This window comes from Clostridium sp. M62/1 (genome assembly GCF_020736365.1).
Lineage (GTDB): Bacteria > Bacillota > Clostridia > Lachnospirales > Lachnospiraceae > Otoolea > Otoolea saccharolyticum_A.
This window is the reverse complement of the sequence record NZ_CP085988.1, coordinates 2,157,122-2,170,782: the sequence shown is the minus strand read 5'-3', so window position 1 is coordinate 2,170,782 and position 13,661 is coordinate 2,157,122. Positions and strand designations below refer to the sequence as shown.

At 53.9% G+C, this 13,661-nt stretch carries 8 protein-coding genes; 1 reads left to right on the top strand and 7 read right to left on the bottom strand.

The genetic code is table 11. The features are described 5' to 3' along the window. Positions 1–56: 56 nt before the first annotated feature. The 6 genes from def to LK436_RS10125 form a co-directional block, all read right to left on the bottom strand. On the bottom strand, positions 57–536 hold the full coding sequence (gene def, locus LK436_RS10150; RefSeq protein ID WP_008398084.1) for a peptide deformylase: 480 nt from the start codon (positions 534–536) through the stop codon (positions 57–59). A 59-nt stretch (positions 537–595) separates the two neighbouring features. After that, complete coding sequence (gene priA / locus LK436_RS10145; RefSeq protein WP_008398083.1) at positions 596–3,058, bottom strand: replication restart helicase PriA; 2,463 nt, start codon at positions 3,056–3,058, stop codon at positions 596–598. Beyond that, on the bottom strand, positions 3,027–4,457 hold the full coding sequence (locus tag LK436_RS10140) for a UDP-N-acetylmuramoyl-tripeptide--D-alanyl-D-alanine ligase (protein WP_015574242.1): 1,431 nt from the start codon (positions 4,455–4,457) through the stop codon (positions 3,027–3,029). Before LK436_RS10140 ends, priA begins: the two co-directional genes overlap by 32 nt. A gap of 71 nt (positions 4,458–4,528) precedes the next feature. Beyond that, a complete protein-coding gene (locus tag LK436_RS10135; RefSeq protein WP_008398081.1) occupies positions 4,529–5,992 on the bottom strand; it encodes a UDP-N-acetylmuramoyl-L-alanyl-D-glutamate--2,6-diaminopimelate ligase in 1,464 nt (487 codons plus the stop codon). A 71-nt stretch (positions 5,993–6,063) separates the two neighbouring features. Continuing rightward, positions 6,064–9,222 carry an FtsK/SpoIIIE family DNA translocase gene (locus tag LK436_RS10130; RefSeq protein ID WP_008398080.1) on the bottom strand — a complete coding sequence of 1,053 codons (3,159 nt, stop codon included), beginning with the start codon at positions 9,220–9,222 and terminating at the stop codon, positions 6,064–6,066. A 393-nt stretch (positions 9,223–9,615) separates the two neighbouring features. Beyond that, positions 9,616–10,404 (bottom strand): ATP-dependent Clp protease proteolytic subunit, encoded by a 789-nt coding sequence (locus LK436_RS10125; RefSeq protein WP_147594675.1) that lies wholly within the window; start codon positions 10,402–10,404, stop codon positions 9,616–9,618. Positions 10,405–10,678: 274 nt separating this feature from the next. On the opposite strand from LK436_RS10125, the gene citC reads away from it, so the two are divergent. Beyond that, the gene (gene citC, locus LK436_RS10120) at positions 10,679–11,791 is read left to right on the top strand and encodes a [citrate (pro-3S)-lyase] ligase (RefSeq protein ID WP_008398076.1); all 1,113 of its coding nucleotides are present in this window, start codon (positions 10,679–10,681) and stop codon (positions 11,789–11,791) included. Between the two features lie 130 nt (positions 11,792–11,921). Here the strand turns inward: citC and LK436_RS10115 are convergent, their stop codons facing one another. After that, positions 11,922–13,610: an SH3 domain-containing protein gene (locus tag LK436_RS10115; RefSeq protein ID WP_008398075.1), complete on the bottom strand. Its 1,689-nt coding sequence runs from the start codon at positions 13,608–13,610 to the stop codon at positions 11,922–11,924. Between the last annotated feature and the right edge of the window lie 51 nt (positions 13,611–13,661).

Below are 13,661 nucleotides of genomic sequence, written 5' to 3'. Positions count from 1 at the left end.
AACTCCTTAGCCTTCTGTCAGGTTCAGTCCGGGATTTTCCCCGTCCTGCCTCTGCTTTATTCTTCCTCGAAATCTGCATTTACATCCTCAAGCTCTCCCTCTACCTTGTCCACATAGAGGACTCCATAGAGGTGATCGCATTCGTGGCAGATGGCTCTTGCAAGCAGTCCCTCTCCCTCCAGCACAAACTCCTCCATCTTTTCATTGAGAGCCTTCACCTTCACATAGTCAGGCCTTGTGACGGTGCCGGATTTTCCCGGAACACTCAGACAGCCCTCAGGCCCTGTCTGGCTTCCTGACGTCTCGAGGATCTCCGGGTTAATCAGCACATACTGATTTCCGTCCTCCACATCAATGACCACAATCTGCTTTCTGACGCCGACCTGCACAGCCGCAAGCCCCACGCCGTTTGCCTCGTACATGGTGTCAAACATATCCTCGATAAGCTCTGCCGTATGGGGGGTCATCTCCTTTACCGGCTTGCACTCTTTTCTGAGGATTTCATCGCCAATGGTTCTGATTTCTCTGATTGCCATATCTAAACTCTCTCCTTTTTCTGCTTTATCTTATCTGAATCTTGTCTGGAACATAGATCCTACCATACATCATACTGCACGGACACGGAGCTGAACCGGGGATTTGATTTCTGCAGGGAATCGATACATTCCCGTATCCCGCCGATTTCGCCGTACACAGGCTCAGACGGCCTCTGTCCGCAAACGTCCATCCCGTCATATCCTCCGGATATGCATCTCTCCGAGGGATGCGCACTCGCCGCAGGAGTGTTCAGGCTCCCTTCGGGCGCCGGCGGCTCGGCGCAGATATAATGCCGCTCTGCGGCCATTATATCATAACTTTGACTCTTAATATATAAAATTTTTCTGTATATATCATTAACTTTGTAAACCGGCGCGTTGACCGGGCCGATCAGCTGGAACGGCACCCGGCGGCGGGAGAGAATCTCTTCGGCCCTGCTTAGAGCTGCCTCTGTGAAGGCTTCAAGGAGCGCCTCGTCCCTGGCTGCAAAGAGAACTGCCGACATCCGGCAGACAGGCGGATAATTCATCATTCTCCTGTAGGCAATCTCCCTGCGGTAGAAGGCCTCGTAATCCTGTCTGGCCGCCGCCTCAATACTGTAGTGGTCCGGACTGTAGGTCTGGATTACCACATTTCCTCCCCGCTCTCCCCGTCCGGCCCTCCCGGCCGCCTGCACCAGAAGCTGAAAGGTGCGCTCGGCGCAGCGGTAGTCCGGCGTGTTCAGGGACAGATCCGCCGCCATGATTCCCACCAGGGTCACATTCCTGAAATCGTGGCCCTTCACAATCATCTGGGTTCCGATCAGAATATCTGCCTCTCCGCCGGCAAAGGCCGAGAGAATCTCTTCATGGCCTCCCTTTTTTGACGTGGTATCTGCATCCATTCTGAGTACCTTTGCCCCCGGAAACAGTCTCTTTGTCATCTCCTCCAGCTTCTGAGTTCCCGTTCCAAAGCCGGCGATATAGGGAGAGCCGCAGGACGGGCATTTCTCAGGCATGGGAACGGAGTAGCCGCAGTAGTGGCAGCAGAGTCTTCCGTTATTGTGAAGGGTCAGCGACACATCGCAGTGAGGACATTTGACGGCCTCCCCGCAGGAGCGGCAGGACACAAAGTTTGAGTAGCCTCTCCGGTTCATAAAAAGCATCATCTGTTCCCCGCGGCCAAGCCTGTCCTCCATCAGCTCTGTCAGCCGCCTGCTGAACATGGTCTTGTTCCCTGCTTTCAGCTCCTCCCGCAGATCCACCGTCTCCACCTGCGGCAGGCGGCTGTTTTCTGCCGCCCGCCTGGTAAGCCTTAAAAGCCCGTACTCTCCCTGAAGAGCCCTCGTAAAGGATTCCACAGAAGGGGTTGCGGAGCCTAACACCACATCTGCTCCGCAAAGGCGGGCGCGCAGTCCGGCCACCTCCCTGGCATGGTAGCGGGGCATGGTTTCACTCTTATAGGCCCCCTCGTGCTCCTCGTCAATGATAATCAGTCCCAGGTTGGAAAAGGGGGTGAAGAGAGCCGAGCGGGGGCCGATCATAATGTCCACCTCTCCCTTCATGGCCCTCTCCCACTGATCATACCGCTCTCCCTGGGACAGTCTGGAATTGATAATGGAGATCCTGCTGCCGAACCTCCGGTAAAACCGCATAACCGTCTGGTAGGTCAGGGCAATCTCCGGTATGAGCACAATGGCCTGCCGCCCCATGGCAAGAACTCTCGACAGCATTTCCATATACACTTCCGTCTTGCCGCTTCCTGTAATTCCATAGAGCAGCCACGTTTTCTCCCGGCCCTCTGACGGTGCCTGACAGTCCCCGTGTCTTTCCCGGTAGGAACCCCAGAATTCCTCCACGGCTCTTTTCTGTTCTTCGTTTAAAGGCAGGATATTGGAGGAAGTCCCTTCTCCCTCTACGGGATTTCTGCTGATTTCCTCCCTCACCACCTCCACCACACCCTTCTCAATCAGAGGCTTCAGGGAGGACGCGGTTATATTTAACTGGTTTTCCAGCACCTGCGCCGGAATCTCCGGCTCCTCCAGAAAGGCCTCATAGAGGCGGATGCGGGCGCGGTAACTCTTTTTTCTGGCCTCGGAGAGGGCTCTTAAAAGCTCTTCCTCCGAAAGCAGGCAGCGAATGGTCCGCTTTTCTCTGGCCTTAATCTTCTGCTTTACCGGAAGCACGGTTTTCAGGGTCTGATTCATGGTGGCGCCGTAGAGGCGCTTCATCTCCCAGGCAAGCTCAATTAGCTGGGATTGGACTGACAATCGGTCAGCCGAAACCCCAGCTATCTCCTTCATCCGCGAAATATCAAATTCCGGTGTGTCCGTCACCTCCACCACAAACCCCCGGCGGATAGAATTTCCCTTTCCGAAAGGGATTTCCACCTGGACGCCGGCCCTGACAAGGGACTTAAGCTGCTCCGGGATGATGTACTGAAAGGTGCGGTCTACCTTTTCATGGGAAATATCGATGATAATGTTTGCGAAGGTGTGCTTCATATGCTCATCAGCCTTCCGTCTGCTGTCTGCCGCCGTCATTCTCCCCGTAAAAGAGAAGAGCCGTCTCTCCCAGTTTCATGCTGTTGGAGCCTTTAAAGAGAACGCAGTCCCCGGCAGATAGCTCCCTCTTTAAGAATTCTGTCATCTTCTCCCTGTCCGTAAAGGCTGCCGTTTGGAGAGAGGGCCTTCTCTCCCTGGCTCCCTCACCGATCTCCCCGGCCAGCTCTCCGAAGGTGACGAGAAGCTCCACCTTCTCCCCGGCCAGAAACTCTCCCACCTCCCGGTGGAACCTTCTCTCGTCGGGTCCAAGCTCCTTCATATCGGCCAGCACAGCCACCCTGCGCCTGGCCTGCCCGAAGGAGGACAGCACGCGAAGGGCCGCCTTCATGGAATCGGGGCTTGCGTTGTAGGTATCGTCGATGACCGTGATCCCCTGCTTTTCCCTGATCTGCTGGCGGTTTTTAAAGCCGGTAAACTCCCTGAGCTTTTCCGCCGCGGCCTCCAGGGGAACTCCGTTATAGTCCGCCACAGCCAGAGCTGCCAGGGCGTTCAGAACATTGTGCTCTCCCATAACAGAGAGGGTGACGGGAATGCGGCGCTCACCGTGAACCATGGTAAAAGACGGGCAGCCCCGCTCCAGCCTGATGTCCACTGCCCGGTAGTCGGCATTCTCTCCCGTTCCGAAATACACGGTTTTATGGCCCTCCCTGGCCCTGCTTATGCCCAGCAGATCATTGTCCCCATTCAGGAAAACAGGGCCGTCTGCCCTCATGCCGTCCTGGATCTTCAGTTTTTCCCTGAGGATGTTTTCCCGGGTGCCGAGGTTTTCAATATGGGTTACCCCCACGTTTGTAATCACAGCCATATCTACCGCGGCAATCTGGGCAATCACCGTCATCTCTCCCGGCTCGCTCATGCCAAGCTCCAGAACTCCGATCTCGTCTGTGTCTGAGATCTGGGAGAGGGTGAGAGGCACTCCCACCTGGCTGTTGTGATTGGCAGGGGTCTTAAACACGTGAAAACCCGCAGAGAGAGCCGCTGCCACCATCTCCCTGGTTGTTGTCTTGCCGACGCTTCCTGTGATTCCCACTAACGGAATCGTCAGGCGGCTCCTGATATAGGCTCCCAGCTCCTGTAGAGCCCTCCTTGTATCATCCACCTGGATAAAGGCTGCCCCGGGCCACCTTTTGGCTGCAGCCTTCACCTCCTCGGATTCCTCGCTGTGTTCTGAAGTAAATACGGCAGCCGCCCCCTGCTCAAGGGCCGCCATAATAAAGCGGTGGCCGTCCTGCTTCTCCCCGATCAGCGGAACGAACAGAGCCTTCTTTCCGGCTGTGCGGGAATCTATGCTTATGTAAGCAAGCTGTGCGTCTGCATCTCCGGAAAGCAGCCGTCCGTGGCTGGCCTTCACCGCATCTCTGACAAATATATTCTGCATCGCTTCTACCATCCTGTATCATAACCTGTAAAGACTCTGCCGGGTTTCCGGGCAGAGCCTCATAAATCCGCCTACAGTCCCAGCTTCTCAACCGTCTCCAGCACTACCTGCCTGTCTAAGAAGGGATAGCGGACACCCCGGATCTCCTGGTAGTCCTCGTGTCCCTTTCCGATAATGGCGATCATATCCCCGTCATGGGCATGGGAGATGGCAAATTCAATGGCCCTTCTCCTGTCCGGGATCTCGATATACGTTCCGCTTGTCATGGAAAGCCCTACCTTAATATCCGTCAGGATGTCATTCACATCCTCATATCTGGAATTGTCCTCTGTGATAATGCAGAAATCTGCCAGATTTCCGCCGATCTCTCCCATGGAATACCGCCTCTCCTTGGCCCGGTTTCCGCCGCATCCGAAGACGCAGACCAGGCGTTTCGGCTTATAATCCCGGAGGGTTTTAAGCAGGCTCTCCATGCTGACTGCGTTGTGGGCGTAGTCCACAATCACCGTCATCTTGGAGGACTTGTAGACGATCTCCATCCTGCCGTCAATCTTTAAATGTTCAAGCCCATGGGCCACCTTCGGCTTCGGAAGATCTAAGAAGCTGCACAGGGCAACGGATGCCAGGGCGTTGGCTGCATTAAAGCGTCCCGGCACGTTCACCTTGACCTCCATCTCATAATTTCCCATCACCTGGAACACAAGGCCCACAAAGTCGCTTCCCGACACATAGCGGATGCCGGAAGCCTCAAAGTCTGCCGGCCGCTCAAGGGAAAAGGTGTGGATTTTGGCCTGGGCTCCCCTTATGATCTCCTCAAAATGCTCGTCATCCTCATTGACAATGGCCGTCTTGCAGTTCTTTAAGAGCTGCTTCTTATAGTGAAGGTACTCCTCAAAATCTGCGTGCTCTCCCGGACCGATATGATCATTGGAGATATTTAAGAACAGGCCGTAGTCGAAGGTCAGGCCGTCCACCCGGTGCATCAGATAGCTCTGTGAGGAGACCTCCATCACCATGTATTCACAGCCGGCCTTCACCATCTCATCGAAATACTGCTCCAGCAGATAGGACTCAGGGGTGGTATTTTTTGTGGCATAGTGTTTGTCTCCGATCACTGCCCCGTTTGTGCCGATCAGACCCACCTTTTTTCCGCAGGCCTCCAGAATGGATTTAATCATGTAGGTAGTGGTAGTTTTTCCCTTTGTGCCCGTCACACCGATGGTGACCATCTTCCCTGCCGGATAGCCAAAGCGGGCGGCTGAGAGGAGAGCCAGGGCATTCCGTCCGTTCTCCACCCGAATAACCGTCACATCCTCCGGAATTTCAGAAACCTCCCTCTCAACCACCAGGATCTTTGTCCCTGCCTTCAGAACATCGGGGATGAAGTCGTGAGAATCCACATTGGTCCCCTTCATGCAGACAAAAACCGTATCCTTTCCGGCCTTCCTGGAATCGTAGACCACATCCTCTGCCGGCACATCCAGCTCTCCCTGAACCAGCTCATATTTCAGTTCCTTTAACCAGTCGCAAAACATCTTTTTTCCTCCCTTTTTATCATACGCGGGAATGCCTCATAAGGCGCACGTGTGAATGATATTCTATAAACCTAGTAGCCCTGCTCCAGGAGCTCCTCGAACTGCTCCATGCTCATCAGAACCTTCCGCGGCTTCGTGCCTTCATCCTCTCCCACTACTCCGGCCTCAGCCAGCTGATCCATGATGCGGGCCGCCCGGTTAAATCCGATCTTTAACATCCTCTGAAGCATTCCGATGGAAGCCTTGTCCTTCTCAATAATAAACCTGGCCGCCTGCTCAAAATAGGCATCTCTGTCATTTGCGCCGTCAGGCCCTGCCCCGGCTGCCGGAGCATTCATCTTCTTTTCCACCTCGGGATCGTACTCTGTAGTCATCCCCTGCTCTGCCAGAAACTCCACAACTCTGGAGACCTCCTGGTCAGATACAAAGGCGCCCTGGACACGCTGAGGCTTCTGGATTCCCTGAGGATAGAAGAGCATATCGCCCTTCCCCAGGAGCTTCTCGGCCCCGTTCATATCGATGATCGTCCTGGAATCCACGCCGGAGGACACAGAAAAGGCAATTCTTGACGGAATGTTTGCCTTGATCAGTCCGGTGATGACATTGACAGACGGTCTCTGGGTAGCGATTACCAGGTGGATTCCGGCTGCCCTTGCAAGCTGGGCCAGACGGCAGATGGCATCCTCCACCTCTCCCGGAGCCACCATCATCAGATCGGCAAGCTCATCCACGATAATGATAATCTGCGGCAGCTTTTTCGGCTTGTTTTCGTCCTCAATATCCTCAATGGATTTGATTTTTTCATTGTAGCCCTTCAGGTCACGGACATTGTACTTTGCAAATTTCTGGTAGCGCTCTGTCATCTCGGCCACTGCCCAGTTGAGGGCGCTGGAGGCCTTCTTCGGGTCTGTGACTACCGGAATCAGAAGGTGGGGGATTCCATTGTATACGCTTAACTCCACCACCTTCGGGTCGATCATGATCAGCTTCACATCCTCCGGATCCGCCTTATAGATCACGCTCATAATCAGCGTATTGATGCAGACGGACTTACCGGAGCCTGTGGCTCCCGCGATCAGGAGGTGAGGCATTTTTGCAATATCGGTCACAACTGTCTGCCCCGCAATGTCTTTTCCCACTGCAAAGGACAGCTTGGAGGACGCCCGCTTGAATTCCTCTGATTCCAGAAGATCTCTTAAAAGCACTGTTTCCGTTTCCTTGTTCGGAACCTCGATTCCCACTGCCGCCTTGCCCGGAATGGGAGCCTCGATTCGGATGTCCGCGGCAGCCAGGTTGAGCTTGATGTCGTCGGACAGGGACACGATCTTGCTGACCTTAACACCCTGTTCCGGGTGCAGCTCATATCTGGTGACAGCCGGCCCGCAGCTGATATTGGTAACTGTAACACCGACGCCGAAGTTTCTCAGGGTCTGCTGCAGCTTGATAGCGGTATCCTTATACACCTGCTCGGAGCGTCCCGCCAGGGGTTTTCCCTTCTTTAAGAGATCAAGCGGAGGAAAGACATACGGCTTTTTCTCCGGCTCTTTCTTTGGCGGCGCCGCAGCTTCCCTGCTCTTTCTGCGATCCATCTGCTCCCGGACACTCAGTTCTTCATCCGGGATGCGGCTGTATTCCGCCCGCTTCTTTTCGATGGTTTTTCGGATCTCCTCTGTGTCTGTCTCTATCACCTTGCCGGATGCCGTAACCACCGGCTCTGCTTCCTCCGGAATGAAAAAGGTAGTGCGCGGCTGTGGCGCGGCCCCGTCAGACTTCTCCTCTTCGTTCTCCCGGCTCAGATGATCCCGGACAGCGAAGAGCGCATCCCTTCCGGCCAGATCCCCGCTGTCAAAGTCTGTCTCCTCTTCTCTGCTGCTTTCCGGTTCTTCGTCTATCGGTTCGTAGCAGACATCCTCCCCGCCGGAATATAGGGTATCGTCCGCAATACTCATCTCAGCGAAGGTTCTGGTGTCTCTGTCTGCATAGATACTCTTTAAAAGCGCTTCCTCTCTGGCCGGAGTGTCCTGATAACGGGCATCCGGGTATGAAGTGACTGTATCATCCTGGAAATTCTCCGCCTCGTTTTCCTGCATCTCCTTAAATAATTCCCTGGCATGAGGAGAATCCTTTCTCCGACTCATCAGAGGCCTTGAACTGGCTTCCTTTCTCTCTCTCTCTCCGGACTCCTCATGGCCGGGGCGCGTTTTCTCTTCTGGTTCAAAGGACGGAATATCCTCTCTCTCTTCCCAGGCCTCCTGTCTTTCGCTGCCTTTTAGCGGCCTGAAGGCGTTTTCCTTCTCTTCCTCCTGTATGTAAGAGTCTGTCTCCCTGTCCGGCTTTCCGTTCTTCTCCGAGAAGGCCTCCACTCCGCCGAAAGCTGCCGGCCTGTCCGCCTGCTGCCCCGGCATGGTAATACTTCCCCGGAAAATATCGGCCGAATCTAAAGGTTCCCGTTCCTCCGGCTCCAGGATGTAATCCTCCGGCTCCTCTTCATAGCCTCGGCCGTATTCAGAGTCATATTCCTCTTCATATTCAGGGCTGTATCTGTCTGCCCGTCCTTCGTACTCCTCTTCCTGATCACCGCCGTAGTCCATATGCTCCGGATAGCCTGTGAGGGTAACGGCATCCAGGTCAATGCCCCGGGCCTTCTCCTCCCTCATGCGCCTGCGCTCTTCCCTGCGCTCCTCCCGTCTTTCCTCATAGAGCTCCAGACGGCGGTCCATATCATCTCTCGCATACCTGTAGGCACGCCCGCTTCCCTTTTTCACAGCTCCCACCAGGGATTTCTCCGTAATGCACACCACGCCGATGGCAAACAGAACCAGCAGAATAAGGTATGCGCCGATGGTTCCCACCGTAGACCCCAGCAGCAGAACAAGGGCGCCTCCCACAAGGCCGCCGCACTTTCCTGAAACTGCATCCTGCTTAAAATAGTCGAGAAGTCCCAGCTCTTTTGCGTAGCCTCCGCCAAAGATCATCTGGGCCAGACCGCAGAGGGCAACTAAGGTCAGCACGGAGGCCGCCAGCTTGATCGCGGCTCTCCTGTTTCCCCTGTTGGAAGCATAAAAACAGCTTCCCACGCACAGAAGGACGGGGAACACATACCCCAGCTTTCCGAATATTCCCAACATGGCCTCCCGGCAGAAATCGCCCACCACGCCGCAAAGGTGAAAATTGCTCAAAAACAGAAGCACCGATACCGCAAATACAGCGATAATCGCCACTTCTGTCACAATAAAACTGTTTTCCTCCGGTTCCTGCTGCGCTCCCTTTCGGCGGCTTGTCCCCCTGGCTCCTGAGTCTGTTTTGGAGGAAGAGCCTCTGGCTCCGCTCCCTCCTGTTTTCTTTCCTGTCTTTCTATCTGTTTTTGCAGAGCTTTCCCGGCCGGACGATCCCGCCCGCCCTCTGCTGTTTTTCGCTCTCGATCTTGGACTTTCTGATGTCTCCTGTCGTTTCCTGCTCGTACCTGCCACTTATCTAAGCCTCCAGATTCTATTTCTTTATCATTTCCCTCTGCTCCAGACTGCAGCATTTTCGGGAAACCGAGCCAATTTGCTGCGGCTCTCTTCTGTGAATGCTCACACGCTTAAATAAGTATACATAAATTTAGGCGAAAATGCAACGCATTAAAATTTTTTCTTTTTTTCAATTAATTCATTCAATTTTGTCAATGCTTCATGGATTCCTCCAACCTCATCGATCAGTCCTTCCTTCACTGCCTCCTCGCCCACCAGGACTGTTCCCAGATCCTTGGTCAGCATCTTCGTGTTCAGCATCAGCCCTTTCAGCTGGTCATAGGCAATCCTTGCATGCTCTGACACAAAGCTCAGAATCCGATCCTGTATCATCTCAAAATAGTCATAGGTCTGAACTGCTCCGATGACCATACCCGTCATCCGAACCGGATGGATCATCATGGTTCCCGTAGGCACAATAAAGGAATAGTCGGAAGCCACAGCCAGGGGCACTCCGATGGAATGGCTGTCCCCGATGACCAGGGACACCGTAGGCCGGCTGAGAGATGCGATCATCTCCGCCAGAGCCAGGCCGCAGCTCACATCCCCTCCCACCGTGTTGATCAGGATCAGCATCCCGTCCACCTGATCGTCATCCTCAATCTCCGCAAGCTTTGGCAGAATATGCTCGTACTTCGTAGTCTTCGTATTGCTGGACAGATTCTCATGTCCCTCGATCTCCCCTATCACAGAGAGCAGGTGAATTCTGTTCTTTCTCCTGTTGTCGCTTAAGAGCACCTGTCCCGTTTCCTGTATCCGCTCCTCCTCTGTTTTCAGCTGTTCGTCCAGGCTGCTCCTCTCCTCTGAATCTGAAACGGACGAATCCTGCGCCCGCATCCTCTCTCTGCCCTCTTTTCTGCTCGGCAGGCAGATAGTTTCCCTCTCGTTTAAGTAGTCCATTTCCATCCCTCCATTTTTGTTTTCTTCAGCTGAATGGAGCTGGCCTGTTTTTCAATTACAGCATCCTTTTTCCTCTCAGCCTTCTAAGCTGAAGCGAGACTTCTGCTGCCTCAGCTTTTCCGGATTATTCTTCCCCGCAGAATTTTTTTTATTCCCAGATGACGTCAGGTATACTGCAGCTTTTCTTATGGGAGGCATAGGAATTTTCATATTCGATCTTTTCAGAAGATTCCGATATAATAGGAAGAAACAGCTTTAAAGAAGGGAGATAACCATGGCAGAATACCAGATCAGCGAAATCCGCCAGACAGACAGCCGTGCTCTGGCTCAGTTCGACTCTCTGCTGCGAAAAGAGGGGATTCGGAGAGATAAAAATCTTGACTACATTGCCGGGCTCTATGATGAGGACTATCACCTGGCAGCCGCAGGAGCCTGCTTCGGCAGCACACTGCGCTGCATGGCGGTGGATTCCGCCTTTCAGGGAGAGGGGCTGTTAAACCAGCTTGTCACCCACCTTGTGGATTTTCAGTACAGAAGGGGGAACATCCGCCTTTTTTTATACACAAAGTACAGCAAAGCCGCCTTTTTTGAGAGCCTTGGCTTTTACGAAATTGCACGGGCCAGAGGGGAGGCCGTGTTTATGGAAAACCGGCGCAGCGGCTTTAAGGGCTATCTGGAGAATCTGGTCAGGGAGACAAAGGAAGCCCTCGCGGATCTTCCGGCACAGACGCAGGCTTTTCAGAAACCTGGAGAGCAGCTGCCCGCCGGAGCCGTTGTCCTGAATGCCAACCCCTTTACGCTGGGGCATCAGTATCTGCTTAAGCAGGCCAGCTCCTCCTGCGGCGTCCTGCATGTGTTTGTAGTGTCAGAGGATGTGTCCCTCTTCCCCTTTTCTGTCCGGTACCGGCTGGTAAAGGAGGGATGCTCCCGCCTGGGCAATGTGATCTTTCATTCCACAGGCAGCTATCTGATCTCAAACGCCACCTTTCCCTCCTATTTTCTGCAGGACGAGGAGAGTGCCATACGTTCCCACGCCAGGCTTGACGCAGAGCTGTTTTCCTCTATCGCCGATGCTCTCTCCATTTCTGTCCGCTTCGTAGGAGATGAACCCCTCAGCCATGTAACCGGAATCTACAACGAGGTTCTTCTGGAAGAATCACGGTGTCAGGAAAAGGCGGGAAAAGGCTGCCGCCTTGTGATCCTGCCCCGCCTGGAAAGCGAAGGGGCTCCTGTGAGCGCATCCCAGGTCAGGAGCCTGATCAAGGAAGGCCGGTTTCAAGAGCTTCAGAGCCTTGTGCCGGAAACCACTCTGCGCTACCTGCTCTCCCCTGAGGCAGCCCCCGTCATCCAGGCTATTCAGAGCGCTGCACAGGTCAGGCATTATTAAGAAACCGTCTGCTGTAACTGAAGAAGCCGGAGCTAAAAAAGCTCCGGCTTCTCTCTTTTCTGCATATTCTCTTTCAGCTTTGCGTCTTTTGCCGCTCTGCTGCCTGTCTTCTCTCTCAGCTTCTTTTCCTTTAGTCTCCAAGCACGTTGACAATCTTTGCAGGCGTGCGGTAATTCCAGTTGGAGATCTTGATTCCGCTGCTCGGGTTGGATGCATGGACTACCTGTCCATTGCCGATATAAAGAGCTACATGGTTGATCGTTCCGCTGCTGTCAGTGTAGAAGATCAGATCGCCCGGTCTCTTTTCCGAGGAAGAGATCGCTCTTCCGCAGCTTGCCTGTGAACCGGAGTGGTGCGGCAGGCTGACACCGAAGTGTGACATAACCGCCATGGTAAATCCGGAACAGTCGGCGCCGTTTGTAAGGCTGGTGCCTCCCCATACATATGGATTTCCCAGGAACTGAGTTGCATAGTTGGCAATCTGTGTTCTCTTTGAGGAAGTAGTGCCTGAACTGGAACCTCCCTTGCTTCCCGAGCTGCCTGTGCCGGAGCTTCCCTTGCCTCCGGAGCTTCCCGAGCTCTCCTCCATAGGAGTGAACTCAATGGCTTCGTTTAATGCATAGCGCACATCCACATATTCGGTCGCCACGTAGGCGGAGGTTGTATCCAGCTCGATTTCCACCCAGCCGTCCTGCTGGCTTAATACATTATACCTCTCACTGTTGGAAATCTGGGTCCAGATGGGGGCGTCCGTCGTCGGCTCTGTTCTGGCATTCAGTCTGTCTGTGGAGACAATGGCCATCAGTTTGGCCTCCTGCAGGGCCTCATCCTTGGCAGCCTGTCCTGTGAGAATGTACTCGGAGCTTACATATCCTGTTACCGGGCCGGATTTAATCTTGTACCATTTTCCGTCCTCCGTGGTCTCCAGGATTTCACCGGCGGATTTGCTTGTCATCTTACCGATGATCTTTCCGTCCTCCTTCGGCTCCTGTCTGATATTCAGATAATTGTTCACATTGGAAATACCAATGTTGTCATACATATTCAGAACCATGGTGCGCAGATCCAGCTTTCTCGCCTCATTGAGGGCATACCGCTGCTGCACATACTCGGAGGAAATATAGCCGGCCGGAATCTTGATCCACCCGTCCTGCTCCTCCTCTATGGTGTAGCGCTCATTTCTCAGCACCTGTTCCAGCACCTGAGCATCCTGATTCGGCTCGCTTCTCACGTTCAGCTTATCTGCCGTGATCACGGCCATCTCGTCTACCAGATCAAAGGCCGCTGTCTTCGCCTCCTCCCCGGTCAGCACATATTCAGAGCTGATGTACCCGGTCAGCCCGCCGGAAGTAACCTGATACCATCCTTCTGTGGAATCATCCAGAATCTCGCAGGCGCTTCCGTCCAGCAGTTTTCCGATAATGTCCGCATTCTGATCCGGGCTCTCCCGCATATTCAGATAGCCGGTTACCTGGACAATTCCCAGATTTTCGTAGGACTCTACGACGGAGGCCTTCTGCTCGTCAATTTTCTTCTGCTCCTCGTCCTCCTCCATCAGCTCGCCCTCTAAAGCTGCGGCCTCTGTTTCATCCGTCCCCGCGCTCTCGAAGACTCCCTCAATGTTCGAACTGTCAGCCGAGCGTCTCGTCCCCAGCTCAATCCTTCCTCCTTTTGCAATCTTGCCTGCCAGCACAATGAGCAGGATCACAATCACACATCCCGCTGCAATCAGAAAGTATTTAAACGGATCTTTTCCGTTTCTTTTCCTCCTGGCTTTCTTCAGCCTGGCAGCGTAGTCATCCGGTTTGTTAATTCCCATTCTTATCGCTCCATTTACTGTAGTCTTGACTATCGAGCCATCTCGCGGCCA